Below are 20431 nucleotides of genomic sequence, written 5' to 3' on the forward strand. Positions count from 1 at the left end.
CTCCATCGACGGAACCTTGATAGACGAGAAGCCCAGTATACAGGATAATGAAATCGGGATCGCTAACCGACAGTCTTCGAGAAACACTCGCAATCTTCGACGAGTCTAAGGAACCATGGACGACGCCTGAGGTAGCTGAGTCCCTTGGCCTCGGTCGGCGGAGCACCTACGCCCGACTGGAGCGGCTTGCCGAGCAGAACAGGATCGAAACGAAGAAAGTCGGTGCGAACGCCCGTGTCTGGTGGCAACCACCGGCAAATACCGATAAAGCGGCTCCTGACTGGTCGGGTGCTGCGGAGTCTCTTATCGACGACGTCCTCGGAGACGTTGAAGTCGGAATCTTCGTTCTCGATGAGAACTTTGACATCGCCTGGATCAATGGTGCGACGGAACGATACTTTGGGCTCGACCGCAAGCAGGTCGTTGGCAGGGACAAACGCCAACTCATCGACGAACACATCGCATGGGCCATTGAGGATTCGGAGGTGTTTACGGAGACGGTTCTGGCGACGTACGACGACAACACGTATACTGAACACTTCGAGTGTCACGTGATGGCGGGCGACGAGCACGAAGAGCGCTGGCTCGAACACCGAAGTAAACCAATCGAGTCTGGAGAGTACGCGGGCGGCCGGGTCGAACTCTACTACGACGTTACCGACCGGAAGCAATCGGCGAAAGCTCGTCGTGAAGATCATGAGCAGCTAAAATCGCTGGTCGGAGCAGTCGAGGAATACGCTATTTTTACCCTCGACACCCAAGGCTACGTCCAAACCTGGAACCCCGGTGCCGAGCAGATCATGGGCTACGAGACTGACGAGGTTCTGGGTAACCACTTCTCAAAGTTTTATCCTGACGACGACTCCAGGGTCGGTATCCCTAAACAGAATCTGAACGCCGCCGCCGAGCGGGGCTCGATACAGGACGAGGGCTGGCGAATCCGGGAAGACGGCTCACGCTTCTGGGCAAAAGTCACTATCACGGCCATCCACGACGAAGATGGTGACCTCCAGGGCTATGCGAAGGTGACCCATGACATAACTGAGCGCCATGAATATGAACGCAAACTACGTCGCGAGCGCGATCTCACCGAGAGGCTCCTGGAGACCGCGCCGATCTCTGTGAGCATCTTCCGAGCCAATGGCTCACTCGAGCGGATCAACTCTCGGGCGAGACAGCAACTCGGGATCAGCGAACCGATGGCTTCGGAGTTCGACATCGGGGATTACGACATCTATGACGCCGACGGGAACTCGATCTCGACACCGAATCATCCGGTCTCTCAGGTGATCAAAACCGAGGAAGAGGTCTCTGACTGGCTGGTCCAGCACGATGGACCAAACGACGATCGCCGGTGGGTGTCGCTCAGGGCAGCACCCCTGTTCGATAATGACGAGGACCTAGATCGGATCGTAGTCGCAGGTAAAGACGTGACAGACCCCAAACAAAAGGAACAGCAGCTCGAACACCAGCGGACCAAATTACGATCAGAACTCAACGAGGTGTTCGATCGCATTAACGACGCCGTTTGTGGACTGGATACGGACTGGCGGTTTACGTACATTAACGATCATGCCGAGGAACTTATGGAGAAGACGGAAAAAGAACTTCTGGGCACGTATGCCTGGGACGCTTTCTCTAGCGACCTTTATAGTTCATTTAGAGATCATTACGAACGGGCAATGGAAACTCAGAACCCTGTCACCTTCGAGGAGTATGCCGATGCAGCTGAGGCGTGGCTGGAGGTCACGGCTTATCCCTCCGAGAGCGGCCTCTCGATCTACTTCCGAGACATCACTAAACGCAAAGAGCGTGAACGGGCACTCGAAGAATCTGAGCAGCGCTACCGCACGCTTGTAGAGAACTTCCCAAACGGAGCAGTCACTTTCCTAAACCACGATTTACAGCATACAATTGTCGGAGGACAGGGCTTTAACAAACTGGATTTCAACGCTAACGACCTTCAAGACAAACGGATGCAAGAGGTGTATTCTGAGGACGTCTTGGAGCTCATCGAACCAAACTACCGTGCTGCACTCAATGGTACGGCGAACTCGTTCGAGGTGGAGATCCAGGGTCGAACGTTCAAGTTTCGAACGGTCCCGTTGACCACCGACGATGATGACGTGTTCGCTGCCATGGTGATGTCACAGGATGTGACTGAGCGTAGGCAATACCAAGAACGGCTCCAGGCGCTCTACACCTCGTCACGCGGATTCCTCACGGCGGACACGATACCAGAAATCAGCCGAATTCTTGTCGAAACGGCGAGCGATGTCCTCGATCTCCCTGGTGTTGTGTTCTATGACTACGATGCCGAACATGACCGTCTCATTCCCGACGCTACGTCGCGTGAGGCTGACTTCATGCGTGAGGAGTTTCCAGAAGTCCCAGCCGACGACAATAGCATCACGGGCTGCGTGTTCAGCGGTGGCGACATCCGGTATTATGAGAACGTGCTTAAGTCACCAAACCTTCAGATGCCTCCAGATGCGACCGAAATGCGTGCCGGGCTATTCGTTCCACTGGGTACTGAAGGGATTCTCGTCGCCGGGTCACGCGACGTCGATGGATTCGACGCGAATACCCGCCGATTGGTAAAATTGTTGGCGACCAACGCTGAGACCGCATACGAACGCGTAGGTAGCAAGCAGGAACTGATTCACCAGAACGAACAACTCACGGCGCTGAATAGTCTCAACGAGGTAATTCAGGAGATCATGGACGCCGCTATCAACCAATCCACGCGCGAGGAGATTGAGGCGACTGTCTGTGAGCACCTTGCCGACTCCGATTCGTATCTATTTGCCTGGGTTGGCGATGTCGATGCCGCTACCCAAACAGTGAACATGCGGGCTAAAGCTGGCGTTGAGGGAGATCTCGACGGAATCACGATCTCTGTCGATCCCGACGATGACCAGAGCAAGGGCCCCATCGGCAGAGCCTTCCGAACAGGCGAGATACAAACGACACAGGATTTCGATTCTGACTCCCGGTATGACCCCTGGCGGGACGAAATCGAATCGTATGGTTTCCAATCGTCTGTAGCAATTCCAATTATTCACGAGAATGCCGTTTATGGCGTACTCAGCGTCTACGCGGAGCGGCCATTTGCATTCGACGGTCACGAAGGCGAGGTAATCGCTCAACTCGGAGAGATCATTGGCCATACCATCGCTGCTGCTGAGCGAAAACAGGCGCTGCTGAGCGATGAAATTGTCGAACTAGAGTTCCAGTTACAGGACGTCTTCGCGGACCTTGGTATCCCGGCCGAAATGGAGGGGACCATCACACTCGATAACGCGGTTCCTGTCGGCGATGACGAGTTTCTCGTCTATGGCACCGCAACATCGGATGCTATCGATACCGTGACCAGCCTCGTCGAAACGCTCCCTCACTGGGAGGCGGTTACCGTACACTCGGAGGGGACTCCCACTAGCTTCGAACTCAAGCTAACTGAGCCACCCATACTGTCGGTCGTCGCGTCCATCGGTGGAAACATCGAGGAGGTCATCATCGATGACGGTGACTACCAGATGACAATCCACCTTGCACCGAGTGTCGACGTTCACCAGGTCATCGACGCCGTTGAAAAGGAATATCCACAGGCCGAGATGGTCCGCCGCCGGCAGATTACGCGATCACACGACGATTCCCAACGCATCCTGCGGCACCTTGTATCGGATCTCACCGATCGACAGCACGCCACCTTGGATGCCGCCTATCACGCGGGGTTTTTCGAGTGGCCTCGTGAGACGTCCGGCGAGGATGTCGCCGAATCGATGGGTGTGGCCCCACCGACCTTCCACCAGCATCTCCGGAAGGCTGAACGGAAAGTGTTTGACATAGTGTTTTCATCTTCGACACACAGTACCGGATAAAAACGAGAGAATCTGTATGATGCATAGTTTCTATACGCTCAAGGGATACACTTGGGGGAGATATACAACAGCACACGGACGATATCAACGCCGACTACTACCTGGGACACTTAGGACTTTCTCCTTGGAGGGTGGTGAATGGCGAACCTACGGAGTGCGACTCTGTGGGTTTCAGCGGCATCTCATAACCGGTGAGCCAACTTCGGTGACAATATTCTGTACAGTGATAGTGGTGATTATTATGGTAGTTTGGTGATAAAACCTATGTATGTAGAGCAAGTGTCTATGCATTGCTATGGAGATACTACATCGGTTACGCGGTGTCTTTAGTTCAGAAACGCCCTCTCGGCATACGGAACAGCAGGTACGGGCGACTGGTGATATTTTTGAATGCGAAGAATGCGGTACCACCTTTATTTCGAAACCATCCAGTTGTTCAAAGTGTGACCAGAGCGACTTCCGGAATCTCGGCAGTTGTTAATCCGATATCTCTCGCCGTCCTCTTTCTACTGATACAGTTTCTAACGGTTGGTGTCGTATACGAGCCGTGGCTTTCCCTTTTGCACGTGCTGGCGGTTCACTGCGCCGAAGCGGTAACTTATGTGTGAACTGTGGCGGTCGGATTCCGCGCTATCGACAGTCGAAGACAGTGCGCAACCCGGAGCAGTCCTGCTGTGGTGAGTTCGGAGGATCATTTCACGCTAAAAGGCAACCGGAGATAACAGACAGACGAAGAGTAACGGACGGTGATTCTCTATACCCTATCGAAATTCATGTCCTCACCACGAAGCACTATTGCAGGCGGGACAGAGCCTCGGTGACGGTGGTAATGGATCGGATGTGAACAACTCCAACTCGTAGCACTCTACAGATCTATGTCAGCAACGGAAACCGTGCGATCAGAATCAATCGTAACGTGAAACCCGACATACTCGAAGCTCACTTCCGGTGAACCATGCTGATAGAGCGCTTCGAGGGCATCTGGGTCAATCACCTCGTAGAGGGGCGTCGCAGGCTCCGTCCCATTCGCTTCCGTCACCGCCGTCACCACGGCAGTGGTGATCGACTCGGTGTCTGGACGTGTCGTTCGTATCGATGGCCCTGGCTGTGTCGATGACGTGTTCTCCATACGCTCTGCTCAAGCAAGGTGTGCTAATAGGTTTTAGGGGGTGCTCGGTAGCATACCACACGCTTTCTGAACAATCTCGAGCGTCTCACAGCCTTGCAGTATCGTACGTTTTGTCGAGGTCGATTTTGATCACGAGATCCCACTTTCCCCACACAGTCACGATAGCTCTCCCAGTCGCTGGTTGTACCAGTAGCAATCAGCCTAACAGGAATTACGAGAGGAGGGGAAACGAAAAGCAACTCGGTTAAGCAGCGACGAAATATTTGACAAATCTACTCTCTACAAAGCGCCCAACTGCGAGTGTTGTGAAGGGCTCAAAAAGTACCCGGAGTCAACGACAGGCGTGGATATAACGGTTAACGACGTGGACGACATGATGAAAGTAAAGTCTAGGTTAGGTGGTTCAAAAAACTTGTAAGCTGCCACACTTTGGACACCGGGAAATATCTCGTGGAAGGTCATGTCCCTCGAGAAGCAATCGGAAATCTTACACTTGAGAAACCGGACATTCTCGGCATTGCACTCCAAAAAATGCCGGCGGGGTCGTCCGGAATGGGAGGCGAAAACCGAAGACTTCGAGATTCATACGGTGAATAGAGATGGCACCTCCCAAAAGCTCAAGGCTATCTGACACCATTTTTGTATTATGTGTCATATGATAGTCTGATTGTAAGAGGCATTCGGACTAATAACCGCCAAATGCTATGAAACGCCGCACATTCATCAAATGGGTAACAGTTACAGTTTTTCTCGCAGGGTGCTCCTCCAGCGGGAAGGATACAGCTTCGACCGCAACCAAGACAGAGGAATCGACCACGAGCGAATGAAAGTGCCGAGCGTTCGTTCACGCCATTAATGAAGGCAGTTCCCCGAACTCGTCATCGACTGTCCCACTCACTCGACCATCTTTTCTCTATAGTCGGAATCGTCATCCATACTGTCGGGAGCGGAAAGGCTCCTGAACGTCCCAACGAGCATCAACAAGAACCCAAGCACTATCGCGGCAAAACTGACGGTGGTGGTGCCAGCGGTGAGCCCAGCATAGACGAGGACTCCTAGGCAAATTAGCAGCACTGGAAGAATTGCTTTTTTCTGGTAGTAGATTGGCGCTTCGTTCGTTGTATCGTCGTCCGGTCGTTCAGTCACTGTTAATCAACCTATATCGCCGCTGCCTCCCCCATCGTGTTAAGTATTACCATACACCCGCATAAATATCAGAGTTTACTTTAGAAATAATAGAACAGAATAAGTTTAATATTGGGAATTTGTCTGCTATATTTGGCTGGTTAACGACATCTTCGGGCAGATAGAAACATTCTCATATTATATTCTAATAGAACGAAAGAAAATAGCACTGGAAATTGAGTTCGATGAACGTTGTTCGGCTCCTGGGCTAAATTATATAATAAAATCAAGCTATGTCTGACGAACTTATTTCCTCTATCGAATCATTGGTGGCGATACGCTCTCACAGAGACCAGCACGACGCCATCGTCTGGCGCCATCACCCGACAATGTCGTCGTGCCTGGTTGTGAGAGTTCTCTCTTTCCCTTTGTCTCATTCACGACGGGGTAAATACGGTTCGTTGGCCAGTATTTTCTCTCCCGAGGGGTAGTGTTTCGAAAATCCGAATCGGAAATGGATGGAATCTATCGAGTCCTACTGGCGCTGCCAGACATATTTAGCGACGATCGACTGTCGTTGATTCGTGTATAGCTGCGTCAATTCGGGACGTCCAAAATTCGGGTTTCTTTGGCCGTTCGTGTTAGACTCCCCTGTCGCTCAGCCCCATCGACCCACTACGGTCGGAGGATAGACTCGTTGTGCATCAATACTAATTGCTCCCACGAATTACCTTTTTCAGAGATGATATTTAAATGACACTAGGTATTTTTTACTCTTAGGAAAAATGATGACGAAAATACCGTTTATACCGTTCATAACGTTCTAAACTCACGAAAATCGAGAGAAACGGAAATAAGCACCAGATAATTAATATAGGGTAGTGAGACTGCACTTTTGATGGTGTCAGACAGGCAAAATCGAAGTATCGCAAGTCGTAGAACCTATCTTAAACTAACCGGATCAATCATAGCATCGTCTGCAATCATGGGGACTGCCTCTTCATCCCTATCAGATTACAATGATCAGTACGACAACGTAATTGATGTGACGGAGGCCGGAGCGGACAACGGTGGGAACGAATCTATCACACCAGTACTCGAAAACAATGCGGACGACAATACGCTCCTTTACTTCCCAGAAGGGGAGTATTATATGGATTCGCAGTTCCGCTTTACTGGCTTTACAAACTTCGGGGTGGTCGGCAACAACGCGACACTCGTCCCGGCGAACTACCACGACTTCGACGACGGCGGCGACGGAAACTACCGACTCTTCCGAATGGGCGTCGACTACGATCCCGGAACAGATCTGCGAATCGAGGGGTTCACCGTCGACCAAACGGCGGACAACACGGGAATCCGTGTCATTGAGGCCGAGGTAACCGACGGGTTGACCATCCGCGATATCGAGATCGAGGGCAAACACGACAGTGGAACGTGGGGCCCGCTCCGAGCCGTCGTGCACAACTCGGACGGTAGCGGTCTCGTCGAACGGTTCGAGGCACCTGACGGCGGCGCGTGGGAAGGGAACACACCGAGCGATTCCCTGTGGCGTGGACCGACCGGTATCCTCTGCAACGAAGCGAACAAGGGAAAGATAACGTTTCGCGACTGTGTACTCGGAGGCTTCCCGGACAACGGGTTGTACGCCGCCAACGGGTCCGGTGCTATCCATGTCGAAGGTGGTCACTTCCAGAACAGTCTGAGTTCGAACGTCCGTATCGGTGGCAAGGACAGTTACATCGAGGACGCCACTATCATCATTGACAAAGAGAGCGACAGCGGTATCGCCCAGCGTGGTCTCCGCGTGGAGGGAGGCGCCAACATCGTCGCACGGAACGTCGACATACGGACGAGCATCGATAATAGTCCCGCAATTTGGGTCACGAGCGATGCGGACGACGTAACGGTTGTCGACTCCACTATCACGGCTCGAACCGATGGCACAACGAATGCAATTTTCATTCAGGAATCTTCGGGTCGAACGAGTATCAAGCGAACGACCGTCGATCACGAGGCGGGGGGTTCGGAGGCTATCAAAATCAAGGAGGGTGAACAGCCAGTTTCCCTCGAAAACGTCACCGTCAGCGGGAACGCAGCGACCAAGGGTACCCGGAGTGCTATCCAGAACAACCGTGACGATAGCGAGTTCCGCAATCTGAAAGTCCACCACGGCGGTGAAGCGGGCCGACGGGCGCTGACGAACACAGGGAACAACGTCGTGATCTACGAAGGCGATTACGTCTCCGAAGAAAACGCGCTTGTGGAGGCCGGTAGCGGAACGATGATAGAAAGCGTCTCCGCACTCGCACGTAGCGGGAACGAGGCACTTCGCATCACGAGTGACGCCGAAGGAGTCACCGTCACGGACTCCCACATAGAGAACGGCATCGACGACAGCAGTCCGGACGGGTACGAAGGCAGCAACAACAGCTGGGAGTACGACGGCGGCGACGAGGACGACGGCAACTCCGGCGGAGACTCTGGCGGAGATTCCGGTGGAGACTCTGGCGGAGATTCCGGTGGAGATTCCGGCGGTGACTCTGGCGGAGATTCCGGTGGAGATTCCGGCGGTGACTCTGGCGGAGATTCCGGTGGAGATTCCGGCGGTGACTCTGGCGGAGATTCCGGTGGAGATTCCGGCGGAGATTCCGGTGGTGACTCTGGCGGAGATTCCGGTGGAGATTCCGGCGGTGACTCCGGTGGTGACACTGGGGACGACCAGGACGACCGCTGTTGATCCCTGTAATCCTGGTCTGACGCTTCAAACTCTCTGTTCTTCTCTGCTGTTTCAGCCGTTCACTTCGTGAGCGAAAACCACGGATATATTACTCGTTCGAACGTTCGCTTAACCGTTCGATGTCGAACCCATGGTCGCAGAGGTACGCCTCTATCCCCTCCGTTGAATTCCGTCTCTCACGTTCGATTCCGTACGGATTTGAAGAATAAATTCGGGTGAATTACTCGTAGTAGGCTTTATGTTCGACGACCTCGGCGAAGGCGACGTTAGGAGTGACGTTGGTGATTTCGACGGTGACTCGGTCGCGTTTCTCTGTGTCGGGTACGATGATCACGTAGCCATTATCGATGCGGGCGATGCCATCGCCTTTCTCGCCGACACCATCGATATCGACTGTTCGGTGGTCGCCCTCTTCGACTGGGGCCGCCGAATGGCTCGACTGTCGATTGTGATTCTGTTCCTGGTGTGTCGAGGGTGCTGTCTCTGGTTCTGTACTATCCGCTGATGACGGATGTTTCAGAATACCCACGCGGTATGCGGCATCTGGTTGGATGTCTCCATCCACAACTTCACGGGTCGGCACAGTAAGCGTGTATGACCCATCCTCTGCTTCAATTTTGCCGCTGAAAACACAGCGTAGTTCGTCGGGTATCTCCATCTGTCCGTTTCATTATCCCGAGAATATAAGAATCTGTGTTTGTGTCTATCGCTAGAGACGACAATACGAGTCGATAAGCCACCTCGGTTTGACTAAATCCGGTATCGTCCAATTAGCTCTTCTTTATTCTCTCTCAAGTCCCTGGACCGGTGATAACCAGTTTGGTCGGTGTTCTGCAGGTTATGATTGGTTACTGATCACAGTGACGTTTATCACTACATCCCGACATATGTGGTGAGTCCACAAGGCCACCATGAACTACAGTCAAAAAAGGTGCGCATCGAATCCGCCTTCCGAAACTGTGGGGACGCTCGCCGAGATGAGAATGTCAATCAATCCGCTGACGTGAACTATTTCATTTATCGATAGCGCCAATTTCTGCTTGTTCAATCGATTCGTCATTCGATAATTACTGTTGATTAGTTGGTCGGATGATCATCTCGTTGAAGCTACCGTGGTGGGGTCGGGTAACGGCAAAGATAATCGTGCGGGGAATGTCTCGATTTACCGGTGAGTTGGAGACGTATCTACTAACGATCTTTCATCGCGCTCGCAGACGGGAGAAATCAAGATCGAACGACGGAGCCGTCACATGGCTGCAGTTTAGCTTGCTTTGCGTCCCGAAAAGATGCAATCCGCCATCGATAGGCCACTTATATGACTACTTGAATATATTCCCGCGGCGTTCCAACACGCCGCGTACAGTCCGGGAACATACGTATCCCGTCTGTTTCGTACATGTCGTCCTTCAATCGGCGGATCATCCGATTGTCAAGCCCGTCGGGGTGGATTTGCGACTCATGGCCGAAGCGATACGGGTTGAGTAGACTCACGAGGAAGTAGGGCTGGCCGGACTTCCCCTTGTGGGGCGTCCTTGTGAGTAGCAGTAGTGCGTCGGAGTTCTCCGCCACCGCTTCTGTGACCGTGTAGCGCTGCGTGCGTTCGATAGAGTCGTCGCTTCCGCGGCGGTCAGCCAGGTGGTGAGCCTCATCGAACACAGCAAGGTCCCACTCCACGTCGAGATTGTCGAGTGCATCGAGGACTGAAACTCTGTCCGACTCAGGATCGTCGTTCGTCTGTTTGGCACAGTCGATGGAAGTGATGATGGAGTCTTCTTGCTCCCAGAGTTCTGATTCGGATGGGACCGACGATAGGTTTCGACAGTCTCACGGTCGTAGATGACAAAATTCCGGTCGTACATCTCACACGGCTCTTGCTGCCACTGGACGGTGAGCGGCGCTGGTGCGACGATGAGAACCCGCTGGGCACGACCGCGGGCGATGTAGTTCTTCGGTGACGATACCGGCCTCGATGGTCTTCCCAAGCCCGATCTCGTCGCCGATTATGTAGCGATGATTATAGGAGTTCAGGATCTCATAGGCGGCATGAACCTAGTCGGGATCGATCTCAATACAGTTGTTCGTCAGCGACAGGAACCGGTCGTACTTTCTTGCTCGTTCAGCCGCTTTTCATGCTCGCGATACTCAGCCAGTTCCTCGGCATACTGGGCGACGTGACGGAGCAATTCCAGTGAGAAATCACCGAGCGAGTTGAGAAATCTCTGTTACTACTCGGTCAGTAGCGAGGCGATCGACGAGCAATTCGCGGTTAGGACCGTATGCCCAAAAATGGGAAAGAGTTCAGCAGAGGGCTCGCTGAGAGTGACGAATTCGAGATATGAATCCGACTCACGGAGATAGGGACTGATGAGGGCGATCTCCTCGGCAGGGAATGTGAGCCGATACACCAGACGCATTTATAAACTGCTGACGGGTTCCTATCTGAAATATTTTAGACCACATTCTGAAAATAAGTGACAAACGAGTCCCCTTAACTGAATTGCAGGCGCTAAGCCCTCTTTCGCAGGGAGCGCTGAATGACGCGAACAGGAGAGGGATACAGCGCCTGCGATTCAGCTAAACACGCTCACCGGCCGCGAGTTGCACCGCGAAAAACTCGAGCTACATGAGGAAGGCAACCTTCGACCGGTCTCTGTGGAAACACACCTTCGCTTGCACTCCAACCGCCATACATTCGACTGTGGTTCCATTCTCCGGTACGGAACTACACTGAGACACTGTATGTTTGGTCCCTCTGACACAGGGGCTGCTTGAACCGCGCGCGTGACGCTTCGCGGGACTCACGACGGCGAGTTCATGGGAATCGAATCAACTGACAAGTCATTCGAGGTTCCAAATATGGTGTTCACTCGAATCGAAAATGGAGAAATTGTTGAGCGATGGGTGCAACCCTAGATGTCAGGAATGCTTCAACAACTCGGCGTCACAGAGTCACCAATGTCCTGATTTATTGTTAGAACAGGTGAGATCCCCGAGTAACATACAAAGGCAACCTTTGTCGCGGATACACGAATATGGCTGAAGAGGAGATCGACGATATCGACAGAGCAATTCTGTATGCATTACAAGAAGATGTCCGAAACATGCCTTTTGGAGGCATCACAGAGCGAACCGGTACCTCAGAGAGTACCGTCCGCAAGCGCGTCCAGCGTCTCGAATCCAATGGCGTAATCAAAGGATACAGTGCTAGCGTCGATCATCAGAAATTGGGGTATCCGCTCCAAATGTTGCTCTACTGTACTGCTTCGATAGCCGAGCGTGGTGACCTTATCTCCAATATTAAATGAACGAGCCGTCCTCTCACCCGTGCACGAGGAGCATCGGTGGGGTGAGGGAGCGCAGTCTCCACAGGCGTTGAGAACAAACGATTGAAGAGAGAAACTCTGTTGTCGACCGATGACCGTTATTGACCACCATCGGTCGCGCGCAGATACTCGTCGAGCTTTTCGGCGATTGTCGTCGCGAACTCCTCGTCGTTGATCGCGGCATCGACTTCGACCAACTCCACGTTCTCGTCGAGGTGTTCCCGCAGGGCGTTGAACAACTTCGAATCCGCCTCCGAGTCGTGGAAATCTTCTCCCTCAACGTCGATGAGCGAAACACCACCAAGCGGGAGAAACAGCGCAGTCGGCCCCGTGGACGCGTTCAGTTTCTTCGCGATGATTTCGCCGAGCTCGGCGTTCTCCTCGGGTGTCGTTCGCATCAACGTCACCTGTGGATTGTGAATGTGGAACGTCCGCCCCTCGAACGTCTCCGGCACGGAATCCCGCGGACCGAAGTTGACCATATCGAGCGCACCCGGCGAGACGACTTGTGGAATTTCCATCTCCGCGGCCGCATCAAGCCGTGTTTCCCCAGCACTCAGAACACCGCCGACGAGTTCGTCGGCCCATTCGGTTGTCGTAACGTCGAGCACGCCGTCGACGACGCCCTGTCTGACGAGCTGCTCCATCGCGCGGCCACCGGTTCCGGTCGCGTGGAAGACTATCGTCTCGTACCCCTTCGATTCCAGATACTCGCGTGCCGCATGCACGCAAGGAGTCGTCACCCCGAACATCGTGATGGCGACTGTCGGTTTTTCACTGACCGTGATGTCCGGCTCGTTGGCGACCATACCGACCATCGCGAGCGCTGCGTTGGAGATGACGCGGCGGGAGAGCTGATTGAGCCCTTCGATGTCGGCGACCGAGTACAGCATCATCACGTCTTTCGCGCCGACGTACGGTTCCGTGTCGCCGGAGGCCATCGTCGAGACCATCAGTTTCGGAACCCCGACGGGCAGTGCGCGCATCGCTGTGGTTGCGATAGAGGTGTTGCCTGACCCGCCGAGTCCCACGATACCTTCGAGAACGCCCTCGTCGTGAAGCCGAGATGCGATGGTAGCAGCGCCGTCGCCCATCGTCTCGATGGCGTCCCCACGGTCGGCCCCCTCCCGAAGTCGTTCGAGACTGGTACCACCCGCCTCGGCAACATCGTGTGCCGACGTCTCCGGTTCGATGTCGGGGTCGTTCATCACCCCAGCGTCGATCAGGTGAACGTCGATATCGTGGGCTTCGATGATTTCTCGGGCGAACTCCAGTTCCTCCCCTTTCGTGTCCAGCGTCCCGATGAGTACGACTGCCATGCTAGAACTCGATCTCTTTGAAGTCTCGGGCTTGGTTCTGAATCGCTTCTTCTGTCGGCAAGCGTTCGAGACTCGATGCACCGAAGAAGCCGACGACGCCTTCCGTATTGTTGAGCACGTACTCGGCGTCGTCCGGCCACGCTATCGGACCGCCGTGACAGATGACCATGACATCGTCGTTGACCGCTTTTGCAGCATCGTGATGGGCTTGAACACGTTCCGCGGCATCGTCCAGATCCAGCGCCGTCTCCGCGCCGATATCGCCGGAGGTGGTGAGTCCCATGTGCGACACGATGACGTCGGCACCCACCTCGGTCATCTCGCGAGCTTGCTCTTCGGTGAACACGTACGGACAGGTCAGTATGTCCTGTTCGGCCGCCTCCTGGATCATGTCTACCTCCTTGTCGTAGCCCATCCCCGTTTCCTCTATGTTCTGCCGGAATTGACTTCCCTCGTCGATAAGCCCGACCGTCGGGAAGTTTTGGACGCCCGAGAACCCACGACGCTTCAGATCTTCAATAAAGACGTCCATTTGACGGAACGGGTCGGTTCCGTTGACTCCTGCAAGGACTGGTGTGTCCTCGACGACCGGCAGGACCTCGTGGCCCATCTCCACGACGATTTTATTGGCGTCGCCGTACGGAAGCAGTCCAGCGAGGGAGCCTCGGCCGTTCATCCGATACCGTCCCGAGTTGTAGATGATGAGCATATCGACGCCGCCTCGCTCAGCGAACTTCGCCGAAATACCGGTTCCCGCACCGGCTCCGATGATAGGTTCGCCGTTGGCTATCGTTTTTTCGAGCCGCGCGAGCGACTCCTCACGTGTGAATTTCATATGCCGCGCGCATCTACAGCGAGAAGCCTAATCAATATTCACAACCGAGTGATACTGATTCGGTAAGAGTTACTCCGCAGTCGCAGTTCTTCCCGACTCGTCGCGCCGGTGGGTCCGTCAGCCTGCTTTCCGTCCGGTCCCACGATACAATTATGATTGTGTACGCCGAGAGGTTCGTGGGACAATGACAGACGAGAACTTCGTTAGCAGCAAAGACGTACCGACACAGTTGTTCGATTGGGGAACGCTCAAATGGATGGCCACACCCGACATCAACGGCTCCGAGCGATTCAGCGCCGGTGCCGTCCAACTCGCGCCCGGAAAAGGCCACGAGTTACATACGCATCCAGATAGCGATGAAATACTATACGTCATCAGCGGGGAAGGAGAACAGACGATCGAGGACGAAACGCGCGAGGTCGGACCTGGCGAAATGATATTCATTCCTGCTGGAACCGAGCACGGAACGATTAACACCGGTTGGCAACCGCTCCAATTACTGGCAGTATACTCACCACCCGGTCCAGAAGATGTCTTAGCTGCTCTCCCGGAATGCGAAATCGTGCCTGCTGGAGAGATACCAAGTCGGGACAGCTAACACTCTCGTTTGCCCGCTGCCGTTTTCACCCCTCAAACGGGAGCATCGAGAACGGTCGCTTGGGCACCACTACTTAGGGAATCGATTAACAACCGTCGGGTCGAGGATGTACGCCAACGTTTCGCGGGACATGCGCTTCTCGTCGGCGATGTTCTTTAGCGAACTGCCGACAATGACGTTGTTGGCGTAGTCGAAGTTCCAGAGGATGCCGAGCAACTACCCCGCGACGCCGACTTTTCGATAGGAGTCGATTCGCCGGGTAGCGAACCACGTAATGGCCAGTGTGCTACCCAACCGCCAGATGAGCGCGATTCCAGCTCCCAACAGGAGCGTAAAGAAGAGGGTTTTCGCGCTGAATGTACTCTTGCCGGTGGAGGAGACTATCCAATCGAACGTCTGCGCGATGGCGATGTTCCCGCTTTAGATGATTCCACCCGTCCAAACGCCGATGAACAACGACAATATTGCCCGGCGCATGAGCCAGCAATTCTCGATACGATGCCAGGCCGTTCGTGAGTAGTGGTTTTCCTGGTCTACCGACCTCATTCCTACTTTGTGAAAAACATCGACCCAACTATTGTGTATGCCAATCACAGTCACAGAGAGGCCGAAGATGCGAAAGGACTCGTACAATGGAACAACGAACACGATCCCCTGACCCGCAAACTGAACCGGATCACGTAACTCGTGGAAAACAGAGCGTCGATATCGGCACTCACGAATGCCCTGAATGTGAAGCACAGATCTCGGTCTCGGACGATGCGGTCGAGATAGTCTGTGATGACTGTGGACTGGTCGTCTCCGATAGCCGCATCGACCGCGGTCCTGAGTGGCGTTCGTTTTCTACCGAGGAGAACCAGCAACGCAGTCGCGTTGGTGCGCCCATGACGCATCAACTCCACGATAAGGGATTGAGTGCAACGATTAGCCGGCAGAACGTGGATGCGTACGGGAATACTCTCGCGAGTCGAAAGCGGCGGAAAATGGAGCGGCTTCGTACATGGGACGAACGGTACCGCTCAAAATCGAATCAAGAACGGAATCTCAAGCACGCACTGGGGGAGATATCCCGAATGGCAGCAGCCCTCGATATCGCGAAAGCAGATACCGAAACTGCTAGCGTGATTTATCGACGTGCGCTCGAAGACGACTTGCTCCCTGGACGATCGATCGAGGGGATGGCAACCGCGAGCCTCTATGCCGCGGCCCGACAGGGGGGTGTCCCACTAAGTCTCGATGATTTTGCAGGCGTTAGTCGAGTTGAGCGCCGCCGAATTCAACGAGCGTATCGCTATCTCACCAGCGAGCTAAAGATCGGAATCGCACCGACCGATCCGACGCAATTCGTTCCACGTTTCGCCTCCGAACTCGATTTGAGCGACGAATCAGAGCGGCAGGCTCGTGGCCTACTTGCTGCCGCAAAGTGTCACAACATACATTGCGGAAAGAGTCCAGTCGCACTCGCGGCTGCAGCAGTGTACGCGGCCGCAACGCTCAGCAACGAATCGGTAACACAGGAGGCGGTCGGGACGGTTGCCCACGTTGCCCCGGTGACCATCAGGAAACGATATACCGAGCTTTTGGACGTGTACGAGGACGGAGCACGGTAGAGCATTTTCTGCTCGCGTCCCGATTCGTTGGTCCGATAGCAAAGCAATGTCGTGGACGATCTGTTTGAGTCGAGAAGGTTCGAACCGTTTGGAGCCCTACCACCGTTTCGACGCCTGTTTGTGTGGCGATTTTTTGCATGAAATGCTCGAAAATCACGCCCTACGCGACACAATATATTTCCGGCGATGCGTTCTGCCCAGCATATGGAAACGGTCGGCGACGACGAGACGAGACTGGAATTCAACAGCCGTTGCTGGTGGACACTAGCGATTTTCGCATTTATCGCGCTCGAAGGGGCCACGTTGCAGATGCGAGGGGCCATTATCCCCATCTTACGGAACGACTTCGGTACCTCTCAATGGCAACTGGGCCTCGTCGCACCGGCGGGAACGATCGGATTTTTGGTTTTCGTCGCCGCCGTCGGTGCGGTCGCTGGCCGGTACGATACACGAACGCTCCTGTTGCTCGGAATCGCCGGTACTGGCGTTGGCGTCTTTGTGATGGGGCTCATCCCGTCGTTTGGGTTCTTTCTGGTCGCCTTAGTCCTTCGTGGGTCGTTCAGAGGTATCGGACGTGGTAGTGATAGACCACTATTGAGCCACTTGTACCCCCACCGACGCGGTCAGCTGTTCGGTTACTACGATATGATGTGGGCCATCGGAGCGACGCTTGGACCACTTGCCGTGACTGCCGCGGTCTGGGTCGGCAACTGGCGATTCGCGTACTATGCGCTCGGTGCGTCGTTTCTCCCGGTCGTCATACTCATTTGGAACCTCCCGAAGCCATCCGTCGACGGTGGCGATGACCCACTGACGATGGCAGGGTTGCGTCGAATCAGTCGCAATCCTGCGGTGCTGGTGATGGCAGCCGGTATCCTGTTCTCGACTGGTGTCGAAGGGGGATTATTCACGTGGCTCACGACGTACGCCGAAGGGAGGCTCCCCGCGTCGCTGGTAACCGTCTCACTGAGCATGTTGTTGGTTGCCTATATTCCCGGGCGGTTCGTCGCAGGGTCGCTTGCAGAGCGGTTCGGTTACATTCCACTGACCTTTGGCCTGGGAAACCTTTGTTTGCTCTCTGCCGTATATACGTTCGTAGTGGCGTCAGGGCTCACCGTACTGGGCGGCGTCTTCTGTCTCGGACTCTCACTCTCTGGGCTGTATCCCACATTAATGGCGTACGCGACGGAGAGCACACCTGAACATAGTGCCCCAGTCAACGCCATCGGTCTCGTCGTCTCCTCGTGTGGCATCGCCGGCGTTCCCGCGGCGATGGGGTTCGTTATGGGCGACATCGGTGTCGCTTGGACCATGCGACTCCTGTTCATCCCCCTCACTGGCTTACTGGTCGTCACCGCCATAGCGTGGTTGCATAGTGGAGAGATCGTTCACGTGCATGCGTAACCGAAAATCACTACTACTCGAAATCGCGTTCGATCCTTAGAACGCTGACTAGCGGAAAATATAAATTTAATTAACTTATGTAAGATAGACTAGTATAATAAAAATTGATAATAAGTTAGTATAGTAGTTTGATTAATCGGAAACAAAATAGTTACACAGTTAGTAGCACCGGAACGGTCGGCTTGTCCGGATTTGTCGCCTCATTCATATTCTATCAATTATTTGTTTAGTCTGGGAATGAAAAAGGGGAAATCGAGTTAGTCTTTCCAGCATTGGTCGGCGGAACACTCTTTAGTGTGGCTCTCAGCGACTCTGTATGCGTCAGAACGTTCTTTCCATCCTGTTCGCACTCGACTCCACACTCTTGGTACTCTTACTCATCTCCTTTCAGTTCGTTCAAACCGGAACGAGCGAGTACGCGATTCTACAGGTGTCACTCGCTGTTATTTTCATCACGTTCGTTGGCCTTATCATCGCGGCTCGCCGCGGATTGACGCTGTTCGAACCCTGACTCCACGGATTCGTGACTCGTTCCCGCAGGTGCAGTAAATCATTCTCACTGGTTGTATTATTTGTCATCCAAATTATTTATTGACCTCCTACACCATAATTATCATGAAAAATACATATGTATAGGGAGGGGCATTGACAATCCATGCCCAACCAAGACACGGGCCGCAGACAGAGAGACCGACGAAACACGCGCCGACGCTTCCTCCAATCGGTAGGAGCGGCGGGAACCGTCGCCGTCGCCGGTTGTGCGGGGTCGAACAAGGATGCCGCAAACGACGGACAGAATTCCGCGGACTCCGATGACGGAGCCACAGGCAAAGACGGTGATTCGAAACAGGTCGAGATGACCAACCGGACGTTCGTGACGTCGACGACGAACGTCCCAAAGGACATGCAGTTCAACCCGTACGGCCAGAAGTACCCCGACCGGGCGGCGCTTGCACTGTTCGAGAACCTCATCTACGTCAACGAGGCGACGAGTAAGTTCATGCCGGGCGTCCTCGAGTCGTGGGACATCGCCGACAAGTCAGTGACGCTCTCCGTGCGCGATGGATTTCACTGGCACAGCGGCGACGCCGTCACCGCCGAGGACGTCTCGTTCAAACTCAAACTCGAGATTCACAACGGGGCCGCGGTCGGCAACATCGTCGCTCCCGAGGACGTCAACGTCGTCGACGACTTGACGGTCGAACTTGGACTCCAACGACCCGTCGCAAACGAGGTGTTCCTCTACTCGTTGAAACCTATCGCCCTCGACACGCCGCGCGCGGAGTTCCAGGAGTTCCTTGACGCGTACGAGGCTGATGGTGAGGCCCCTGGGCTCGCAGAGAAGACGCTCAATGAACCGAACGGAACGGGACCGTTCAAGTTCGTCCACGCGCGGAACCAGGAACTCGTCGCGGAACGGTTCGCGGATCATCCCGACGCGGATAAAATCAACTTCCAGCAATTTCGGTGGGACTACCTCCAATCGAATCAGAAGCAGTGGCAGGCACTGAGTACCGACAGCGTCGATGGCCTCGACAACATCTTCACACCGAAGAACATCTCCCAGTCCTACGGTGACCACATTCGCGAGATTCAGATGCCCGCCAACTGGGGGATGGGCATCATGTTCAACCACGAGCACGAACACTACGGCCAGCAGAAAGTCAAACAGGCCATCCAGTACGTCATCGACCGCGAGCAACTTGCTCAAACCGCAGGCGAAAAAATGCACGTCCCGGTCGAGATACCGTGTGGCCTCCCGGGCAACTTCGACGGCAGTTACAAGGAGTGGCTCGGTGACTCGCTGTCGGGGTTCAACGCCTACGAAACGAACACTAACAAAGCCGCCAAACTCCTCAAAGAAGCGGGCTTTTCGAAACAGGGAGGAACATGGGTCGACGGCAGTGGCAAGACGCTGAAGTTCCCGTACAAGATCCCGGCCGGATGGAACGACTGGACGGCGGGCGGGCAGTCCATCGTGCAGGATCTGAACGACTTCGGTATCAAGGCGTCGCTCAATCCGAGCCAGTCCTACTGGGACGACATCTACGGCAATCAAAAGTATACCGTCGCCGGGCTCGGCTGGGCCGACGGGAAACTCTACCCGTATTTCTCGCTCAACAAGCTGCTCAACGGCACCCGCTCGCGGGACATCCTGAAGTTTCCGCGCTCCGCCGACGTACCGCCGATCGGTAAGCCGAACGGCGAGACCCGAACTGTCGACTTCGAAGCCGAATTGCAGGAACTCGCCGGATTGACCGGTGAGGAGGCGAAACAGAAGACCCAGGAACTCGCGTGGGTCGTCAACCAACATCTCCCGATGGCGCCGCTGATGGAGAAGATCGACCAATCGTGGGTCACGACCGACGACTGGAACACCGTCACGCAGGACGACGAGGACGCTATCGTCGACTACCCGCAGTACTACTTGCCCCGAGAGGGCAAGCTGACAGCCAAGTCGGAGTAA

The 20431-nt window shown here is 54.5% G+C and carries 13 protein-coding genes and 4 pseudogenes; 10 read left to right on the forward strand and 7 right to left on the reverse strand.

Annotation, left to right across the window (positions count from 1 at the left end; genetic code table 11):
* The first annotated feature begins 47 nt into the window (after positions 1-47).
* A complete protein-coding gene (locus tag BG842_RS15755; protein ID WP_069451485.1) occupies positions 48-3881 on the forward strand; it encodes a PAS domain-containing protein in 3834 nt (1277 codons plus the stop codon).
* A gap of 865 nt (positions 3882-4746) precedes the next feature.
* Here BG842_RS15755 and BG842_RS15760 read toward each other — a convergent pair.
* On the reverse strand, positions 4747-5010 hold the full coding sequence (locus BG842_RS15760) for a HalOD1 output domain-containing protein (RefSeq protein WP_254663234.1): 264 nt from the start codon (positions 5008-5010) through the stop codon (positions 4747-4749).
* 423 nt (positions 5011-5433) lie between these two features.
* Between BG842_RS15760 and BG842_RS33175 the strand changes: the two are divergent.
* Positions 5434-5607: pseudogene (locus BG842_RS33175) on the forward strand (DUF411 domain-containing protein); the annotation flags it as partial.
* Between the two features lie 297 nt (positions 5608-5904).
* On the opposite strand, the gene BG842_RS15765 reads toward BG842_RS33175, so the two are convergent.
* Entirely contained in the window at positions 5905-6156 is a 252-nt protein-coding gene (locus BG842_RS15765) for a hypothetical protein (RefSeq protein ID WP_069451487.1), read from the reverse strand.
* Positions 6157-7288: 1132 nt separating this feature from the next.
* Between BG842_RS15765 and BG842_RS15770 the strand changes: the two genes are divergently transcribed.
* Positions 7289-8875, forward strand: a complete 1587-nt coding sequence (locus BG842_RS15770; RefSeq protein WP_254663235.1) for a hypothetical protein — start codon at positions 7289-7291, stop codon at positions 8873-8875.
* A 220-nt stretch (positions 8876-9095) separates the two neighbouring features.
* On the opposite strand, the gene BG842_RS27725 is transcribed toward BG842_RS15770, so the two are convergent.
* The gene (locus BG842_RS27725; RefSeq protein ID WP_083252570.1) at positions 9096-9533 is read right to left on the reverse strand and encodes a TRAM domain-containing protein; all 438 of its coding nucleotides are present in this window, start codon (positions 9531-9533) and stop codon (positions 9096-9098) included.
* Positions 9534-10237: 704 nt separating this feature from the next.
* Positions 10238-10987 (reverse strand): annotated as a pseudogene (locus BG842_RS33180) (DEAD/DEAH box helicase); the annotation flags it as partial.
* 666 nt (positions 10988-11653) lie between these two features.
* On the opposite strand from BG842_RS33180, the pseudogene BG842_RS33185 reads away from it, so the two are divergent.
* Both BG842_RS33185 and BG842_RS15790 read left to right on the forward strand, forming a co-directional pair.
* Positions 11654-11788: pseudogene (locus BG842_RS33185) on the forward strand (ester cyclase); the annotation flags it as partial.
* Positions 11789-11907: 119 nt separating this feature from the next.
* Positions 11908-12174 (forward strand): annotated as a pseudogene (locus BG842_RS15790) (Lrp/AsnC family transcriptional regulator); the annotation flags it as partial.
* 122 nt (positions 12175-12296) lie between these two features.
* On the opposite strand, the gene BG842_RS15795 reads toward BG842_RS15790, so the two are convergent.
* On the reverse strand, positions 12297-13517 hold the full coding sequence (locus tag BG842_RS15795) for a Tm-1-like ATP-binding domain-containing protein (protein ID WP_069451491.1): 1221 nt from the start codon (positions 13515-13517) through the stop codon (positions 12297-12299).
* 1 nt (position 13518) lies between these two features.
* Positions 13519-14352, reverse strand: a complete 834-nt coding sequence (locus BG842_RS15800; protein WP_069451492.1) for a phosphoenolpyruvate hydrolase family protein — start codon at positions 14350-14352, stop codon at positions 13519-13521.
* A gap of 184 nt (positions 14353-14536) precedes the next feature.
* Here BG842_RS15800 and BG842_RS15805 point away from each other — a divergent pair, with 184 nt between their 5' ends.
* Entirely contained in the window at positions 14537-14950 is a 414-nt protein-coding gene (locus BG842_RS15805; protein WP_069451493.1) for a cupin domain-containing protein, read from the forward strand.
* Between the two features lie 69 nt (positions 14951-15019).
* Here the strand turns inward: BG842_RS15805 and BG842_RS29955 are convergent, their stop codons facing one another.
* The gene (locus tag BG842_RS29955; protein WP_175424175.1) at positions 15020-15166 is read right to left on the reverse strand and encodes a hypothetical protein; all 147 of its coding nucleotides are present in this window, start codon (positions 15164-15166) and stop codon (positions 15020-15022) included.
* A gap of 416 nt (positions 15167-15582) precedes the next feature.
* Here BG842_RS29955 and BG842_RS15815 point away from each other — a divergent pair, with 416 nt between their 5' ends.
* The 4 genes from BG842_RS15815 to BG842_RS15830 all read left to right on the forward strand — a co-directional run bounded on the left by BG842_RS15815 (position 15583) and on the right by BG842_RS15830 (position 20431).
* The gene (locus BG842_RS15815) at positions 15583-16560 is read left to right on the forward strand and encodes a transcription initiation factor IIB family protein (protein WP_069451495.1); all 978 of its coding nucleotides are present in this window, start codon (positions 15583-15585) and stop codon (positions 16558-16560) included.
* A 204-nt stretch (positions 16561-16764) separates the two neighbouring features.
* Complete coding sequence (locus tag BG842_RS15820) at positions 16765-17964, forward strand: sugar MFS transporter (protein ID WP_069451496.1); 1200 nt, start codon at positions 16765-16767, stop codon at positions 17962-17964.
* A 316-nt stretch (positions 17965-18280) separates the two neighbouring features.
* Positions 18281-18475, forward strand: a complete 195-nt coding sequence (locus BG842_RS15825; protein ID WP_069451497.1) for a hypothetical protein — start codon at positions 18281-18283, stop codon at positions 18473-18475.
* A gap of 144 nt (positions 18476-18619) precedes the next feature.
* Entirely contained in the window at positions 18620-20431 is a 1812-nt protein-coding gene (locus BG842_RS15830; protein ID WP_069451498.1) for an ABC transporter substrate-binding protein, read from the forward strand.

Source organism: Haladaptatus sp. W1, assembly GCF_001723155.1.
GTDB classification, from domain to species: Archaea; Halobacteriota; Halobacteria; order Halobacteriales; family Haladaptataceae; genus Haladaptatus; species Haladaptatus paucihalophilus.